Origin of the sequence: Mesobacillus sp. S13, from assembly GCF_020422885.1 — a bacterium.
GTDB classification, from domain to species: Bacteria; Bacillota; Bacilli; order Bacillales; family Cytobacillaceae; genus Mesobacillus; species Mesobacillus selenatarsenatis_A.
This window is the reverse complement of sequence record NZ_CP084622.1, coordinates 2,384,950-2,402,091: the sequence shown is the minus strand read 5'-3', so window position 1 is coordinate 2,402,091 and position 17,142 is coordinate 2,384,950. Positions and strand designations below refer to the sequence as shown.

14 protein-coding genes are annotated in these 17,142 nt (G+C 41.7%); 4 read left to right on the top strand and 10 right to left on the bottom strand.

Annotation, left to right across the window (positions count from 1 at the left end; genetic code table 11):
* Window positions 1-62 precede the first annotated feature (62 nt).
* The 4 genes from LGO15_RS12305 to LGO15_RS12290 all read left to right on the top strand — a co-directional run bounded on the left by LGO15_RS12305 (window position 63) and on the right by LGO15_RS12290 (window position 6,156).
* Complete coding sequence (locus LGO15_RS12305) at window positions 63-1,370, top strand: alkaline phosphatase family protein (protein ID WP_226087783.1); 1,308 nt, start codon at window positions 63-65, stop codon at window positions 1,368-1,370.
* Window positions 1,371-1,533: 163 nt separating this feature from the next.
* Window positions 1,534-2,805: an MFS transporter gene (locus tag LGO15_RS12300; RefSeq protein ID WP_226087782.1), complete on the top strand. Its 1,272-nt coding sequence runs from the start codon at window positions 1,534-1,536 to the stop codon at window positions 2,803-2,805.
* Window positions 2,806-2,868: 63 nt separating this feature from the next.
* Complete coding sequence (locus tag LGO15_RS12295) at window positions 2,869-4,332, top strand: M20 family peptidase (protein ID WP_226087781.1); 1,464 nt, start codon at window positions 2,869-2,871, stop codon at window positions 4,330-4,332.
* Window positions 4,333-4,512: 180 nt separating this feature from the next.
* On the top strand, window positions 4,513-6,156 hold the full coding sequence (locus tag LGO15_RS12290; protein WP_167830700.1) for a diguanylate cyclase domain-containing protein: 1,644 nt from the start codon (window positions 4,513-4,515) through the stop codon (window positions 6,154-6,156).
* 165 nt (window positions 6,157-6,321) lie between these two features.
* Here LGO15_RS12290 and LGO15_RS12285 read toward each other — a convergent pair whose 3' ends face one another.
* From LGO15_RS12285 to LGO15_RS12240, 10 genes are all read right to left on the bottom strand, one after another.
* A complete protein-coding gene (locus tag LGO15_RS12285) occupies window positions 6,322-6,768 on the bottom strand; it encodes a hypothetical protein (protein ID WP_167830699.1) in 447 nt (148 codons plus the stop codon).
* Window positions 6,765-7,157 carry a hypothetical protein gene (locus LGO15_RS12280; protein WP_226087780.1) on the bottom strand — a complete coding sequence of 131 codons (393 nt, stop codon included), beginning with the start codon at window positions 7,155-7,157 and terminating at the stop codon, window positions 6,765-6,767. Before LGO15_RS12280 ends, LGO15_RS12285 begins: the two co-directional genes overlap by 4 nt.
* A gap of 537 nt (window positions 7,158-7,694) precedes the next feature.
* Entirely contained in the window at window positions 7,695-8,432 is a 738-nt protein-coding gene (locus tag LGO15_RS12275) for an SDR family oxidoreductase (RefSeq protein WP_226087779.1), read from the bottom strand.
* Complete coding sequence (locus tag LGO15_RS12270; RefSeq protein WP_226087778.1) at window positions 8,419-10,185, bottom strand: M28 family peptidase; 1,767 nt, start codon at window positions 10,183-10,185, stop codon at window positions 8,419-8,421. Before LGO15_RS12270 ends, LGO15_RS12275 begins: the two co-directional genes overlap by 14 nt.
* Entirely contained in the window at window positions 10,178-10,735 is a 558-nt protein-coding gene (locus LGO15_RS12265; RefSeq protein WP_167830696.1) for a GNAT family N-acetyltransferase, read from the bottom strand. The genes LGO15_RS12270 and LGO15_RS12265 overlap by 8 nt, the downstream gene beginning before the upstream one ends.
* Before the next feature lie 60 nt (window positions 10,736-10,795).
* On the bottom strand, window positions 10,796-12,070 hold the full coding sequence (locus LGO15_RS12260; RefSeq protein ID WP_167830695.1) for a hypothetical protein: 1,275 nt from the start codon (window positions 12,068-12,070) through the stop codon (window positions 10,796-10,798).
* Window positions 12,054-12,779, bottom strand: coding sequence for a creatininase family protein (locus tag LGO15_RS12255; RefSeq protein ID WP_167830694.1), 726 nt, complete (start codon window positions 12,777-12,779; stop codon window positions 12,054-12,056). The genes LGO15_RS12260 and LGO15_RS12255 overlap by 17 nt, the downstream gene beginning before the upstream one ends.
* Before the next feature lie 18 nt (window positions 12,780-12,797).
* Window positions 12,798-13,937, bottom strand: a complete 1,140-nt coding sequence (locus tag LGO15_RS12250) for a M20 family metallopeptidase (protein WP_167830693.1) — start codon at window positions 13,935-13,937, stop codon at window positions 12,798-12,800.
* Complete coding sequence (locus LGO15_RS12245) at window positions 13,930-15,267, bottom strand: amidase (protein WP_167830692.1); 1,338 nt, start codon at window positions 15,265-15,267, stop codon at window positions 13,930-13,932. The genes LGO15_RS12250 and LGO15_RS12245 overlap by 8 nt, the downstream gene beginning before the upstream one ends.
* Window positions 15,268-15,436: 169 nt before the next feature.
* Window positions 15,437-17,077 (bottom strand): ABC transporter substrate-binding protein, encoded by a 1,641-nt coding sequence (locus LGO15_RS12240; protein ID WP_167830691.1) that lies wholly within the window; start codon window positions 17,075-17,077, stop codon window positions 15,437-15,439.
* Window positions 17,078-17,142 lie beyond the last annotated feature (65 nt).

The window sequence follows — 17,142 nt, the reverse complement described above, 5'->3', positions numbered from 1 at the left end:
AGCAGATTATTTTTCCAAAAATATTCTGCTATATTAGTTATATAAATTTAATGGAGGCTAACATGACAAAACTGACAGACCACTTAATCATCATTTCTTTTGACTGTCTTTCTGAGCATGATTTTCCAGTGCTCAAGGAGCTGCCAAATTTTAAGTCTTTTATAGAGAAAAGCTCTTATTGTACACAAGTGGAAACCATCTACCCTTCTGTAACCTACCCTTGCCATGCGACAATCGTGACGGGTAATTTCCCTAATCGGCACGGTATTGTCAACAATACATTCATCCAACCTGGCAGGATTTCACCTGACTGGTATTGGCATCGCCATCACATAAAAGGAACAACCCTTTACGATGAGGCGAAAAAAGCGGGCATGAAAACAGCCGCATTATTATGGCCAGTCACTGCAAAGGCCGATATTGCCTATAACATGCCTGAAATATTTGCAAATCGTCCATGGCATCATCAGATTCCCGTTTCACTTTTCAATGGAAGTCCTCGTTACCAGCTTGAAATGAATCAGAAATTCGGCCATATCAGAAATGGCTTGAGCCAGCCTGAGCTGGATGACTTTGTTCTGGAATCAACAGTGGAGACCATTAAAACGAGGAAGCCTGAATTGATGTTAATCCATTTTGTCGATCTTGATTCCCAGCGACATATGCACGGGTTTACATCAGAAGAAGCAAAGGCAGCGCTTCACCGCCATGACGTGAGGCTCGGCCGGATCTTGGAAGCCCTTGATGAGGCAGGGATTTCCGAAAACTCAACAGTTGTCATTCTTGGTGACCACAGTGCACTTGATGAGTCTAAAGTGGTGAAATTGAACGTATTATTTAAAGAACGAGGACTTATCCAAACAAATGCTTCTGGGAAAGTGACCACTTGGCAAGCTTATTGCAAAAGCTGTGACGGCTCTGCCTATGTCTATATAAAAGATCCTAACGATGATGCTGCAAGAAACGAGGTTTCGGAAATCCTTGCTGATCTTATGCAGAACGAAAGTAACGGAATTGAAACTGTCATAACAGGCAGCGAGGCAAACGAAAAAGGAGCTGATGGAACGGCTTTCAGGATGCTTGAAGCGGCGAGAGGTTTCTACTTCAGTGAAGCGATTGAAGGGGACTATATCGAAGAAGTCACCGATGAGGACGCCAGGACGAAAAAGTATACCTTCGCCTGCCATGGTTATTCACCTGAAAAAGAGGGATATCACACCGTATTCTTCGCAGCTGGAAAAGGGATTCGTCCAGGGATTTCCGTCAAGTCGATGCACCTCGTTGACGAAGGTCCCACCTTTGCCCGCCTGCTCGGCCTCGATCTCGGAGATACAGACGGTTCCATCCTTGAAGGGATTTTGGATATTTAGAAATAGAAAGAAGGTCTTTTGCCTGCTTAAAGCGAAGTATATTACCAGTTGAAATGGATTTTTTTCAGGCAAGCACATATTTATTGCCGTTTAAACAGTCTTTTCATCTTTTAAGTCGGTATTAAAATCATAAAAAAAATATTATCATATTGGGGGCAAAAGGATGAAAGGTTTTACGAAGGAAGAGAGCAGCTGGATTCGTTATGACTGGGCAAGCTCGGCTTATTCGATTATCATTTCGACAGCTGTGTTCCCGCTCTTTTATAAAGCTTCCGCAACTGAGGCTGGTGTGAGCCTGTCAAATTCAACCGCTTACTTGGGATACACGATAGCCATTGCCACCTTCATTTTAGCGTTGATCGGCCCGATTCTAGGAACCATTGCCGACTATCAAGGTATGAAGAAACGTTTCTTTACTATTTTCTTTACACTAGGAATCACCTTCACAGCAGGCCTTGCCTTCGTCCCAAGCGGAAATTGGCTGATGCTGCTAGTTGTTTACACCCTTGCTGTGCTAGGCTCGACAGGTTCTAATGTTTTCTATGATGCTTTTATCGTTGATGTCACGTCAGATGAACGGATGGACAGAGTCTCTGCACGCGGATATGGGATGGGATACATCGGGAGTACCATTCCATTCATCATCAGTATCGCAATCATTATTTTAGCTCAGACCAAGGTTTTGCCGATTTCGATGACCTTGGCCAGCCAGACTGCTTTTATCATTACAGCTCTTTGGTGGGGATTATTTTCGATCCCATTGTTTAAAAATGTCCACCAAAAGCATTACATTGAGCGTGAACCGCAATTGGTGCTGCAAAGCTTTAGACGCTTAGGCAAAACCTTCAAGGAAATCCGCAAATACAGGGCATTATTTCTATTTTTATTGGCTTATTTCTTTTACATTGACGGAGTAGGAACAATTATCACGATGTCTACAGCCTATGGAACCGATTTGGGCATCAGTTCTACTAACCTATTAATTATCCTATTCGCCACCCAGGTCGTCGCCTGGCCGTTCGCCATTTTATTCGGAAAATTATCCGAGCGTTTTACCGGTAAAAAGATGCTTTATGTCGGAATTACCGTTTATATCTTTGTTTGTATCTACGCTTACTTCCTGGAAACAACTACGGACTTCTGGATCCTGGCAATGCTTGTTGCTACTTCACAGGGCGGTATTCAGGCATTAAGCCGGTCTTATTTTGCCAAGTTGGTGCCGAAAGCAAACGCCAATGAGTTTTTCGGATTCTATAATATTTTCGGGAAATTCGCTTCCATCATGGGACCGCTTATGGTCGGCCTGACAGCACAGCTTACTGGCAATTCTAGCATGGGTGTTTTCAGTCTTGTTATCCTCTTTGTAATCGGGATGATCATCCTCGCCTTTGTTCCAGAACCAGAAAAACAGCCACACGCACCTGAAATCGCATAGACAGAAGCCTCTGGATAACCGGAGGCTTTTTTTAAAAAATTTATGGAGGTTTAATACTAAACTATGAAAAAATTGAGGCTTTTTCTCGTGATCATTGGCAGCCTGCTCCTTGTTTTCACCATAGTCACCATGTTCAATACTCTCACCTTAAAATCCCTTCAGCCCCTACCTAAACACTTTAATGGCACTATAAAAGAAGACCATGCAATCAACACCCTGTCAAAAGCGATCCAATTTAAAACCATTTCTTATCAGGACCGCAGCAAGATGGATATAAAAGAATTCGACCGCTTCATTTCCTTTTTAGAACAGAGCTTTCCCCTCGTACATGAAGAACTTGAACTTGAAAAAGTAAATGGCCATGCGCTTGTGTATAAATGGAATGGAGAAGGCAGTAATAAGCTCCCAATTGGATTAACTAGCCATTATGATGTAGTTCCTGTTCTTGAAGGTACGGAGAAAAACTGGGATCATCCCCCTTTTAGCGGGACCGTCCAAAACGGAGAAATCTGGGGACGCGGTACACTGGATGATAAAATCGGTGTGATTGGAATCCTTGAAGCTGCAGAACACTTGCTCAAAGAAGGATATCAGCCTAATCGTGATATTTACTTGATGTTCGGTCATGATGAAGAAATCGGCGGTGAAGAAGGAGCCGCCTCAATCGTGAATAATCTTAATGAAAAAGGAGTCATGTTTGAATTCGTTTTAGATGAAGGAGGTGCGATTGTAGAGAACATGGTTCCGGGTGTCGATCAGCCAGTGGGTGTTGTCGGCATCTCTGAAAAAGGCTCAGCGACTGCAGAGCTATCAATCGAAGGCAGTGGCGGTCACTCATCTCAGCCAAAAAGCACGACGAATATTGGCAGGATTTCCGCTGCGATTGCCAAGCTTGAAGAAACTCAATTCCCGGCGGATCTTCAGGGACCAGGTGAAGATTTATTTGAATTCGTCGCTCCAGAAATGAGTTTTGGAATGAAATATGTATTTGCGAACAAGTTTATTTTTGAACCTGTAATTGAAAAAATCCTGCTAGGCCAGCCCGCTTCTGCCGCGCTAATCAGGACAACGATTGCACCGACGATTTTTCAAGCTGGCGAACAGTACAATGCCCTCCCTGAAAAAGCTTCCGCTATCATCAACCTTCGTTTAATGCCAGGGGACTCGTTGGAAGAAGTGAAAAACTATATAGAAAAAACCATCGATGACGAAGAGATCAAAGTAACAATCGAGGGCTCTGAAGCCTCCGGTGTTTCTTCTGTAGACAGCTGGCATTTCAAAACAATCCAGCAAAGCGCGAGGAATGTATACGACGAAGCAGTCATTGCTCCCTATCTGATGTTCGCTGGTTCCGACGCCAAGCATTATGACAGTATTTCTGAGAATACCTACCGTTTCCTGCCAGTCCAGTTGACCTCAGAAGACCTCAACCGGATGCATGGAACGAATGAACATATCAGTGTTGAGAACTACCTTAATGGTATCCGTTTTTATATGGAGGTAATACAGGAAAGCAATCAACAATAGCTAAGGTAAAATATTTTTCAGACTTAATTGGTTTAGTCCTAAAAAGTTATGCTTTTCTTGAGATTGAATCACTTTTAAAAAATTGAAAAGAAACAAACAAGATGTCTAAATAGAATTGAAATGAAGCCGATATAACAAAGTAGATAATTAGCTTTACTGCACGAAAGGAACTATTTTTTCATGAAATTCAACCTTCGAGCCTATATGGCTCTATTTTTTGGTGTCATCATCATCGTACTGACTATGCTGTTGAGCATAACCATCAGCAAACATTCTGGTGAAACGATTAAAAGAGAGATTGGAAACAGCCTGTCGACGACTGCTTATCATATGGCTGATAAATTGGATTCTTTCATGTGGTCAAGGATTGGGGAAGTTGAAGTCTTGAGCCAAATAGAGGATATTAAGTCACCTGATGATCTCCAGGTTGCACAGGAGCTGATAGACCAGTTACATTCCAGTTTTCCGGTCTTTTCCTGGATTGGTTTAACCGATGCTGCAGGGAATGTGGTAGCTGCCTCCGATCAAATCTTGGTTGGGAAAAATATTTCTCAGCGTCCTGTTTATCAAGAAGGCAAAAATGGGACATTCATTGGCGATGTACATAACGCCGTACTTCTTGCGAATTTGCTTCCAAATCCTACGGGAGAGCCGATGCAATTTGTCGACATCAGCAAGCCCCTTACAGATGCAAACGGGAATTTCTCTGGTGTTCTCGCGACGCATCTAAGCTGGGAATGGTCAAGCCAAGTGAAAGATGAAATTGTACAACCATTAAAAGACGAACTAAGCGGAGCTGAAGTGTTTGTAGTAAGTGGTAAGGACAATACTGTGCTTCTTGGACCACCTCATATGACTGGGAAAATATTAGATATCAATAGTGTACATAATGCCGTGAACGGTGAGAATAATTGGCTTGTAGAAGAATGGCCTGATGGGAAAAAGTATCTTACAGGCTTTTCAATAGGAGACGGCCATCAAGATTATTCAGGTCTGGGTTGGATCGTCATCGTTCGAATACCTGCTGAGAACGCGTTTGCTCCAGTTGAAAATTTAAAAATCTTCATCATTAAACTTGGTACAATCACTGCTGTCATCTTTGCAGTCATCGGCTGGCTTTTTGCTGGGTTCGTAACAAGTCCTTTACGGAAAATAACGAAAGCTGCCCATAGTTTGAGACTAGGAAAGGAAGCAGCAATCCCGTATATAAAAGGGATTAAAGACCTTGAACTTTTATCTGGATCACTTAGGGAACTTGTTGATTCACTGGTAAGGACAGAGTCAAGTCTGGGAGTCATGGAGAACCTCGCACACCATGACCTTTTAACCGGTCTCGGCAACCGGGTTGCTCTGGATCAATTCCTAAAGAAGGCAAACAATTTGGGGCACTCCCTGGCTTTCTTATATTTAGATCTAGATGGATTTAAGCAAATAAATGATTCTCATGGACATCAAACCGGCGACATGGTACTCAAGGAAGTGGCAAACAGACTAAAAGAGAGTACGAGAAAGGAAGATTCCATTTTCAGACTCGGTGGCGATGAGTTCCTGATCGTAATGGATACACCAAATGAATCAGTCGAAACGATCCTTGAGACGGTCGCAAATAAGCTGATCGCAAATATTAACAAGCCTTATACTCTTGATCATGTCATGCTAAGAGTTGGATGCAGTGTCGGGGGCTCAGTTTGGCCGGATCATGATATCGACCCGTTTACGGTAATCAGTTATGCCGATGAGGCACTCTATGTATCCAAAAGATTCGGAAAAAATATGTTCACCTTTCATCAAAATACATCTAAAAAACAAATGCCAGGAGCATAGACTCCTGGCATTATATTTGAACAGACTTAGTTTATTTTGGATTTCAAGAACCCTGATGCTCGCACTGCAGCCAGTTAATTAAGAAATTTCGGTACAATTAGCTTTCTGTTCATATTGTACTTATGTCAAATTAGTATATAGCTAAATACTTTGTTGAAATTTATTTTATACCTCTTCACCCTTGTCTTTTACAAAATCCTCCAGCCATTCATAATCTACCGGCCCATTGGTGATTTCATATTGATACTGATCATGTAATAGAATGTCCCTTTCGATCAAAGAAGGCATGGTGGTTCTGGTGTCTTTGTATTCCAATTGAAACTGGAATTGCTCATCAGGATATTCTGAAAAAAAATCACGGTCGCCGACTTTTTTCACTGTATACTGACTAAAGAAATTCAATAATTCTTTAAGTGAATCGTCATCTGTAATTTGACGATTATAGGCCATTTCATCCTTTATCGGCAGACGCTTGAAATAAACCTTTTCGATATGTGCTGAATCTAGCACATCCCTCAAGTTCTTTTCACGACCATCGTTCCACTTAGCAACTCCATATATAAAGAAAATTAACATTGCGATTGATAAAATAGTTAAGTTTTTCTTCTTCAAACCCTCTCTCCTTCCTTATATGATAAAAGCCTCCCTAAAATCATTCCATAAATCCAGTGCCCTGCCATCCATATTAAAAACGCATAGGCATTTGTGATTGCCGGTGTCCGTTCTGAAAGAAGTGTGGTTGGATATAGCAGCAATCCAACAATTAAACTCACTTTCCATACAAATCGATAAATAGCTTCTTTCTTAAGGCTCTTCCTGTTTATGTATACATTCAATACAAAAGCGAGCACAATTGAAATGATCAAATGCAACCCGAATTCAATTATTTCCGGTAATTTAATATTTTTAAGGATTGGCACGTAATCCACATTAAGCAATAAGGTATATACCTTGAGGTTTGTGAAGAATTGAATCAACTTGAGAAATAATCCGAGGGCCATACCAGAAACCAGCCCACCGACTAATGATTTTAATATTGCTTTGATATGATTTCCTCCTTAAAATATGTATTTCCGATTTCAAACTTCATTCACTCCTTTACTATTCGGGAAAAATAGCAGATATTCCTTTGTGCCGACTCTAAGTTGAATTTAAAAATGGCTCATAATTCCACACTGTTTGAAAATAAACGGAAAAATTCCGTTTAAATTGAAAACAACCCTTATTTTTAATGAAATAAGGGTCGTTTTTCCGCTTATTCAATCCAAATCAGTGGATTTCGACTTGTATTTTGCAGTTAACCGAAATATCTCCGCCTATTTCAGCTCAAAAAACTTCCTCGATAGATAATAACAGGAAATCTTCCGTTTATTGATTCTCATACGTACATGAAAAACAACAATGAATGATCACTGAGCCTAAATAAAGGAAAAGCAGATCTAAAAGACCTGCTTCCAAAAGAGATTATTCGATTGCTTTAATCGTTCATTTTATTGACAGATTAGTTCCAATAACATGTAAATTGTCTGTTGAAACCATTACCCCTGATTCGTTGGCCTAATGATAATTTCGTTCACAGCAACGGATGCAGGCTGAGATAGTGCGTAATGAACTGCATTCGCAATATCTTCACTTCGTATAGAAGGAAGGTCCGGATTCTCAAATATAGGCTTCACTTCTGGATCAACAATTAAATTTGGCAGCTCTGTATCTACAACTCCAGGGGAAATCGTGGTAGTCCTGATATTCGATTTGGTCAATTCTTTATTCAATCCTTCCATGATCACCCTGGCTGCAAATTTCGTGGCACAATAAACTGTCCCTGATGGGAAGATTCCATGTCCTGCTACAGAAGAAGTCGTGATGATGTGTCCACTGTTTCTTTCAAGCATGTGTGGAAGGACTGCACTTACCCCATGTAAAACTCCTTTAATGTTAACGTCTATCATTTGATTCCATTCTTCCACTCTATTATTCTTCATATAGGAAAGTGGCATGATTCCGGCATTATTGAAAAGCACATCGATTTGGCCGAACTGTTCCAATGTGAAATCCGCTAGATTTTGCACCTGCTCCAATGAAGTGACATCGGTTGCTTTATATACAGCTGAAACGCCAAGTGATTGCAGCTCCTCTGCAAGCTGCTGCAACCGGTCTTCTCTTCTAGCAGCAAGAACAATTTGCGCCCCTTCATTTGCCAATTTAACAGCTGTTGCACGGCCAATCCCGCTGCTTGCCCCTGTAATGATCACGACCTTATTTTTAATTGCTGACATAATTCCCACTCCTTTTTTCATTTAATGTGGTTGATAATTTTATAGCTTGTTCTATTGCATTTTTGAGTAAATAATTCACTTTATTAAGCTGTCTGTTTATAGAAGTCCTCAGCAAATAATAGTCATGTGTTCCCTTCTCCACTGCAGCAATTAAATTTATCGGGGAAAGCGCAGGAATAGGAGGTAAACCAATCGCCGCATCGTGCTCGAATATATCAGTTCTTACATAATTAATGGGAACAAGATTGCGCGAGATCGCCATCATTAGCTTATTTATTTCTTTCTGTTTTTCAACCGACAAATCCGATGAAGATAAATCAGAGTGTACATTCGCAAGGACTTTTTCAAGTTTATTTAATCGTTCCATCGTCATTTTCAAATCGATTTTATCACCAGCTGCTGTTTGATACTCTATTATTGTGTGTTTGATCTCTTTTACTGCTGCCAGCTGGTTAATAGGCAGTATTGGATCGGTTAAGACTTTATAGATGGAGAGGGCATAGATTTCACAATCACGTTTTAAATTAGCTGGATCAATTTTATCGATTGTGTCTTCTACGGTATGCCACCACCAGCCAAATCCCCCTGCCTCTTTCCCTGCGAAAACTTGAAAAACTTTCTTGGACATTGGGTCATTGGATAACGGTTGTTCCGACATTCCCATAAACAATGAAGGGACTCCCGCTCCCCAGAAAGATTGGTCGGCGTATTTTCCATACCTGCTTCCAATGTAATCTTGACCGGAAATCTTCTTCACATAGAGAGCCGCTATATCCTTCGTTTCACTCATGCAATTACTTTCGTTCAGGATGGTAGCTCCCTTGCCCCCTACAGAATCTATATAAAAATGCATGACGCAATTCTCGTGGATTTCTTCCCAATGACGATCACAGTAGGCCTGTGACCCTGCATACCTTCCATGCGAATGTCCAGACCAAAAAGCAATACGGATCGATCGCTTCAAATGTCCTTTATATTTTGAAAGCACTCTTGCCACTTCTAACATGGTCGCATTCGCCGAGCCGTTATCCATAGCTCCAAAATGCCACGAGTCAATATGGCCACTGAATAAAACAAAATTCTCTGGCTCGTCTTTCCCATAAATGTTAGCCGTTAACGTGGGAATTTCGGTCCATTTCGTTTCAACCTCGGTATGTAATTCTACCTGGCCCTTTCCTTCCTGAATGAACTGTTTAAGGATTTCCCCTGTATCATCATTTATTGATACAACAGGAATCTTTGGCATTTGAGAAATATTTTCAGAAGTTGGACTGCCCCAAACAGTAGAAACAATCATTTCGTGAGTGTAAGGTCCATTGATGAAAATAGCAGCGAGGGTTCCGGTATCACTAAGCTTTGCTATAACTTCTGGACTTGCAATTCCTTCTACTACAGAAACTTTCCCCTTACAAAGAGAAAGCTTTTCACCTGAATAGTCACCAATATATACAGCTTCTCCAATTATTCCTCGCTCTTTAGTAGAAGGTGCCATTGAGTGAGTGATACAAGCCAATTCGGTATCACCTGCCTTTAAGCTCGCTTTACCCGGCAGAGAAATATAAGCATCGTGAAAAGAAAGTTCAGTTTCTATCCCAAAGCTTTCCAAAGTCTTTTGAACATATTTGAATGCACGGAGCTCTTCTTCAGATCCCGACAGCCTTACCTCTTTGGCGATTTCCTTGTTATAGTCCATTAGTTGATTCGCACTTATATGGGATATGATTTCTTTTTCCGTCACCGTCAAATTATCCAAGGTTCTCCCTCCCAATATTATTTAATAATGAACGCCACTCTCGACTTAAAATACTCATCTCATAATAATTCCAGTAATCGTCACCGATCCTGGATGCTTCTCTAATCAAACCCTCCGTATGAAAACCCATTTTCTGATAGAGTTTAAGAGCTGGTGTATTGAAGTCATATACAGCAAGACTCACCTTATGCAGACCAAATTGTTCAAATGCTATATTTAAAAGCTTATTGACTATAAAAGGAGCTAGACCCTTGCCTTTCATATCCCCATCACCAATTAAGACTCGGCACATTCTCGCATTCCGGTTATGAAAATTGATTGAACCAAGGGAAATATGCCCTATTACCTTCGATGATTCAAGATGAATCACCTTAAAAGCATGAACCTTTGAATCTTCTTTATTTGCTTCCTTCAAATACTTAATAAGCTGTTGGTCAGTCAGCGGAAAGGAAAATCCTGTCCCGCTCCACTGAACCAAAAACTCAGGAGTATCTATCCAGCTTATAAGTTGAGGAATGTCCTCTTCTGTAAAGTGTTTTAATTCGATCATGGGGACTGTCTCCCTTTATTACAGAGAAGGTGAAGCCCCATAAAGCCTCACCTTCAATCTTTATTGATTCAATGTATTAAAAGCATCGAATTCTTTACCATGCAGCTGGCTTATTGCTTTGATAAAAGTTTTGGTTGTGTGTGGTGTGTCATAGAGAATGGAGAAATACTCTTGTCGTTTTTCTTTAGGAGTTTCTTTATAGGCGTTTCCTACCATCCAGCGGCCGTAAAAGTAGCAAGGGAAATAAGTTCTCTGTATTGGGTCTGAGAAGAATCTGAAGGCATTGTTTGCTTCAATTTCGGTAATGCCTCCTTGGTTGATTAAATAATCTATTGCTTCTTCCTTGGATACCTGGCCGAGATTATACATATAGCAGGCGTTTGTGGTAAACATTCTTTGATAGTCAAGATAATTCCTTGCAAGCAAATATTGTTGCTTCTGATCATCAGTTACGCCAGGAGTCTCTTCATTCACATCATCCCAGCCGAGGAAGCTCAAGGCAGTTTCCGGTCCACCTTCAAACAATGCATTGGTTGGACTGTTGATTAGGTAATACGAAGCTTCAAGCGGTAGTTTTCCTTGCTGGTATAAGTAATCCCAGCGACAGTAGAACGCCTGGTGCCCAGGATAGCCTTCATGTGTCATGATTTGAGCCAAAATCGGCTCTGTCCATGGTCGGTCAATATTGAAGGTTAAGTTTCCGCGATAGCTGCCGGTATATTTGGAATACCCACTCCAAAACACTCCCCTGATCGGTTTAATCCAATCGATTCCATCTTCTTCTGGCAGTCCGATCACTCTCTTCAATGTCCCTTGCTTACTGTTTTCACGGAAGTTTTCGGCTACTGTAGTCACTTGTTCAGGATCAATCAATGTATCTGAGCGCCATGCAGTTGCTTTCTCGAATAAGCTTCCTTTATAGCCAAGGTCGGATAATCCTTTCTCAACCAAATCCCTTGCATGTTCTAACTGCTGATCAGTGATCAGGGTGGACGGCAACTCTTGAATGTTCGCAATCAGTTCTTCATATGGGACATTGTCACCTTGCAGGCTGCGGGCAAAATAACGGAACCCATTCGCCATCGTTCTCATATATTCTCCTTCATGGCCTTCTTTCGCTGTGAGGGCATATTCTACATCATCAAGGGCATCACCAATCTTATCAAAGCTAGAAAGCGTAGGCTTCACTTCACTATAACTTGCCGTTGCCACTTCCTGGCTGTGTAATTTTTGCGCCTGTTCATTCAAACTGACAACGATATCAACGATTTTTTCCCCAACTGGTTCATCGGTCCATCTCAAAATGCTATTTCCCTTCTTAATTGACTGATTCATATGCCACCCTCCATAGATCTTCAATATCGGATAAAACTAGTTCCAGCATCATTTCATATAGTCTTTCGCCTTTTTCCGCTGTCGCGGCGCCAGCATTGCCTACATAGCCATCTTTAAATAATTTCAGGCCAGATTTCTCAAACTTGATCTTTGGATTCATATTTCCCTGGTGGTCACCAGCAAGATTAGGATCAGCAAGCTTCTCATCAATGGCCAGAATCAATGATGTCTCGTCTTCCCCTCCGTGGCCAGGTTCTTTGGTGATCTCTAGAATTTGTTCACGGTAATCCGCCCACCAATTAATGGTTAATACCTTCATTCCAATGTCAGCAAGTTTTTCGGCTACGGTAGTCAAACTCGGGATATTTCCTCCATGTCCGTTGAACAATACTATTTGTTCAAAACCATTCCGGCGGAACTCCTTTCCGATTTCAAAAACATATTGAGAAAAAGCTTCTGCAGATATATCAATCGTTCCTTCAAATGGAGCAAGACCCCAAGAATGACCGTAAGCAACTTCAGGTGCCATCAATATACGATCTCCAATCCTCTGGTCCAGCCGTCGGACAAATTCCCGTGGTATCCATACATCCGTTCCAAGCGAACAATGCGGCCCATGCATTTCAATCATCCCAATGGGCAGTAATACAGTGTCTACAGACTTTCTTATCTCTTTAAATTTAGAAGCTGTTAAATCCATCATGTACATAATTCCTGTCCTCCCCTCTTACTTATTTGCATATCTGTGGATAATCTCAGCCATCAGTGCCGCCCTGTATGGGAGATTTGATAAATCGACATGTTCTTGCTCGGTATGAGCTCCATCACCAAGCGGACCCAGCCCATCGATAGTCGGAATGCCAATCCCTGAGGTGAAGTTGCCGTCGCTTGCGCCCCCTGAAGATCCTTCATTCAATACGTATCCGTGTGCAGAAGCGATCTCTTTAAGATCCTCATATAAATGAATGACTTCCTCCGTCCGTTCAAGAGGATATCGATCGATCTCCCCAAGCACTTCGACCTTTGTTCCTTTTATGAAAACAGGTCTGTTCAAGATTGCTTCTGAAATCTCTTCTGCCTGCGCCTTTTTGGTGATACGAACATCAATTTCTGCTACTGCTTCCTTAGCAATGACATTCCCTCGGGTTCCGCCATTCACGACACCGACATTTACCGAAATTCCTTCATCGCGGTTTGCTAGTTTCTTCAAATCCAGTATTTGATGAGCCAGCTCTTCTATTGCACTTGCACCATCCCACGCATTGATTCCTGCATGCCCGGCTATTCCTTCAATTTTCATTAGGAACTGAGCAGCTCCTTTTCTTTCGGTTTTTACTGCCCCATCAGGTCCGATACTAGATTCCGGAACAAATACGACGGAGCTTTTTTCTGCTTCTGCTAGAATGATTTCCTTCGAATGGGTACTTCCTACTTCCTCATCTGTTGTTACCAGGAAGGTGATTTTCCTGTTAAGCTGAGCACCAGTTTCCTTCAATGCCCTTAATGCCCAAAGTGTGATCGTGAGGCCGCCTTTCATATCAAAGACCCCCGGGCCATATAGAAGGTTTCCTTCATGCCTTATAGGCAGTGCACCTTCATCCCATACTGTATCCATGTGGCCAATCACTAAAATCTGCCCTTCCTCGCCCCCCGTTCCGTATGTAAATTTATATTGATTGCCAACTTCCGTTTTTTCAAACACTTCAACGGAATCGCCTACTAATCTTTCGTATTCCCCTCTGAGCACCTTACCGCAATTATCCACCAATGCTTTCGTATGGGAAGGAGATTCAGCCTTTGTCAACCTAAGCAAAGTGTCAGTGATTTGGTTACTGTGCTCTTTAAGATAATTTAAAATTTCAGACATTCATCTGTTTTCCTTTCATTGATTGAGATAGCATTTGCTCTAAATTAATGGCTGCTTCAATCATTTCTTTGTCCCCAAAACGTCTTCCGACAAGCTGCAGTCCAACCGGAAGCTTGCTTTTTGTAAACCCTGCATGAATCGTCATAGCTGGATGACCGGAAATATTGAATAACCCGGTAAATTTCATTTCGTTGTCTTCCTCAAGGGCTGGGTCCTCATCAGGAGCTGGATAGGGAACAGTAGGCATGAGCAAAAAATCCACGTCTCTCAACACTCTGTCAACATCCTCTCTCGCATTCACTAATTCCTTTTTCGCTTTCAAGTAATCAAGGGAACGATGAGTCAAACCGGCTTCAATCTGTTTATATGTTAAAGGAGCATATTCATCTTTCCTGGAAAGCCATTTTTCATGAATGAGAGCCGCTTCAGGTAAAAGCACATTCATAACGACTTCTTCGGTAATATCAAAATACTTCAACTCGATTTCCTGTACAGTCCATCCCAGTTTCTTTACCTGTTCCAATGCCTCTTTATAAATACTTGCTACCTCTTCGTTAACATCTGAGATTTTTTCAGGTGGAAGAATTCCAATGCCCTTTTTTTGATTGTTTGGTAGTTTTGCAGAGAGAAAGCCTGGCACAAGTGCATCCATTACCACCAATATATCTTCAGAACTTCTTGCCATGGGGCCTGCATGATCAAGTGTGGGCGATAAAGGAAATATTCCTTCGAGAGAAAGTAAACCGTATGTCGGTTTAAGCCCTGCGATTCCACAATAAGAAGCGGGAATCCTTATTGATCCTCCTGTATCTGATCCCAAAGAAAATAATCCTATCCCGGCTGCCACCGATGCAGCACATCCACCGCTTGATCCTCCAGCAGTCTTTGTCAGATCCCAAGGGTTGTTTGTCTGGCCATAATCCGGATGAACAATCCCATAAGCGAACTCAAGCATATTCGTCTTGCCAATGAGAATAGCACCTAAAATGTGCAACCTTGATACCAATGGGGAAGTGTTTTCAGGAATAAAATCCTTCAAAATCCTGGAACCGCACGTCGTCCTGATTCCTTTTGTATAATAAAGATCTTTCACACTATAGGGAATGCCATATAAAATATGCTTGTATTCATTTCTTAAAAATGCTGCCTCAGCCTCTTTCGCTTCTTCCATGGCTTCTGATTCCTTTGTCGTAATAAAGCTGTTCTGTTCTGGGTCAACTTCTTTAAGCCTTTCAAAAGTGCTTCCGATCAATTCAACTGGTGAGAGTTCTCTACGCCTGTATAAATCAGCCACTTGCAAAATGGACAAATCAGACAACTGTTTCATCATTCATCACCTATTGCCAGTATAGTATTGGACCTAGCCGTCTTCGCTGAGAATTGGAACAGAAACATTCAGCCAACCGCCAGACTGCTAAACGTTCAAACTGGCTTAATCCCTGAACTTGATTGAATAAAACGACCGCATACAATATAGTCCTGCGGTCGTTTTAATGAAATTATTCTTTCGTCATCTTCTGGAACGGTACGTACCATGTGTTCATAGGATTGATTTCGTAACCTTTCACCCATGATCTTTGAGTAGCCTGAACAAGACGCTGAGCTGGGAAGATATACGGAACCTCTTCACTCATGATTGCCTGGATTTCCTGGTAGATCTCCTCACGTCTTCCTTCGTCTACAGTCTTTCGGCCTTCTTCAAGCAGCTTATCGACATTGCTATTTTCATAGAATGCAAGGTTGAAGCCTGGACCCTTACTAGTAGAATGAGCGAAATACCAAAGATTGTAATCTGGGTCTGCGTAATCTGGTGTCCATGCAGCCAATGCTAGCTGATGGCCGCCTGAAGTAACAGTTTCCAGGAAGGTTGGCCAAGCCAATGTCTTGATTTTCAGGTCAACACCAATCTTTTTGAAGTCTGACTGCATCATGACTGCAATATTTTTACGTACCTCATTATTCTCGGAAATCAGGATCTCCGTTTCAAAACCATCACCAAGCCCTGCTTCCTCAAGAAGTGCTTTTGCTTTATCAAGGTCAAAGTCATATTGCTTTACATCCGGGTTATAGCCAAACATTCCTTCTGGGATGATTCCGCCGATGCGCTTACCTGCACCAAGCAGAATATCATTGTTGATAGAGTCATAGTTTACTGCGTGTGCCAATGCCTGGCGAACCTTTACATTATCAAGAGGCTTCTTTTCCATGTTGATGGCGATATCATCAATCTGGTAACCAGGCTGTGTAATGATATCGATTCCTTCTGTACCTTCCATCTGCTTCATCACATCAGGAGACAGCATAGAGTAATCCAGCAAATCTACTTCCCCTTTTTCAAGCATTAGTCTAGCAGTTGAAGGCTCGTTAACAATCATAATATTGACTGTTTTTAATTTAGGTACTTCTCCCCAATAATTCTCATTCGCTTTTAAAACCATCTTCTGGCCGCGATCCCAGCTTTCAAGAATATATGGACCAGAACCGTATCCCTTATCTGCAAGATAACTTTCACCTAAATCATCGCCATGGTTTTCAGCAAGCTTCGGATTGACGATATTGGCAAAGACAGTTCCAAGCGTTTTGATGAATGGAGCAAATGGTTTCTCAAGAGTGATTTTGATTGTGTGATCATCCACTATTTCAAAACTATCCTTTGAAATAACTTTCTTAAATTGTCCAGCAGCAGATTTTCCGATATCAATGGCACGAGTGAATGAATACTTAACGGCTTCAGCTGTTACTGGACTACCATCATGGAATTTAGCTTCCTTGTTCAGGTAGAATGTGTAAGTCAAACCATCATCAGAAACGTCCCATTTTTCTGCAAGTTGAGGTTTTACTTCGGTATCTGTTCCATCGTAAGTAACAAGGCGATCATAAAGCATATAGGTTACACGGAATGAAGTGTTAGCAGCAGTGCCATGTGGGTCGAGGTGCGGTATATCCTGGTTGGTGGCGAAATTGAAGACATCTGGATTTCCCGAACCTTGTGGTTCTGCAGGCGTTTCGGTCTTTTCTTCATTCTTTCCCTCTGCAGGTGTTGTTGTCGTCTCCTGGTTGTACTTATTACATCCAGTCAAAGCAAGCAACAGAATCAGCGCCATGGTCATCACTTTAAATAAGATACTCTTCCTCTTCATTTGGTTCCCCCCAGATTTTTAGTGGATTTTTTCCTTGCAAAAGGCTTTAAAAGGCAGGAATCACC

Coding starts and splice junctions, on each gene's coding strand:
- LGO15_RS12275 (WP_226087779.1), bottom strand. CDS start 8,432: ATGTCAGCAATTAAAAATAAGGTCGTGATCATTACAGGGGCAAGCAGC.
- LGO15_RS12305 (WP_226087783.1), top strand. CDS start 63: ATGACAAAACTGACAGACCACTTAATCATCATTTCTTTTGACTGTCTT.
- LGO15_RS12280 (WP_226087780.1), bottom strand. CDS start 7,157: ATGGCCCTCGGATTATTTCTCAAGTTGATTCAATTCTTCACAAACCTC.
- LGO15_RS12240 (WP_167830691.1), bottom strand. CDS start 17,077: ATGAAGAGGAAGAGTATCTTATTTAAAGTGATGACCATGGCGCTGATT.
- LGO15_RS12265 (WP_167830696.1), bottom strand. CDS start 10,735: ATGATCGAATTAAAACACTTTACAGAAGAGGACATTCCTCAACTTATA.
- LGO15_RS12250 (WP_167830693.1), bottom strand. CDS start 13,937: ATGTCTGAAATTTTAAATTATCTTAAAGAGCACAGTAACCAAATCACT.
- LGO15_RS12260 (WP_167830695.1), bottom strand. CDS start 12,070: ATGAATCAGTCAATTAAGAAGGGAAATAGCATTTTGAGATGGACCGAT.
- LGO15_RS12245 (WP_167830692.1), bottom strand. CDS start 15,267: ATGATGAAACAGTTGTCTGATTTGTCCATTTTGCAAGTGGCTGATTTA.
- LGO15_RS12300 (WP_226087782.1), top strand. CDS start 1,534: ATGAAAGGTTTTACGAAGGAAGAGAGCAGCTGGATTCGTTATGACTGG.
- LGO15_RS12290 (WP_167830700.1), top strand. CDS start 4,513: ATGAAATTCAACCTTCGAGCCTATATGGCTCTATTTTTTGGTGTCATC.
- LGO15_RS12295 (WP_226087781.1), top strand. CDS start 2,869: ATGAAAAAATTGAGGCTTTTTCTCGTGATCATTGGCAGCCTGCTCCTT.
- LGO15_RS12255 (WP_167830694.1), bottom strand. CDS start 12,779: ATGTACATGATGGATTTAACAGCTTCTAAATTTAAAGAGATAAGAAAG.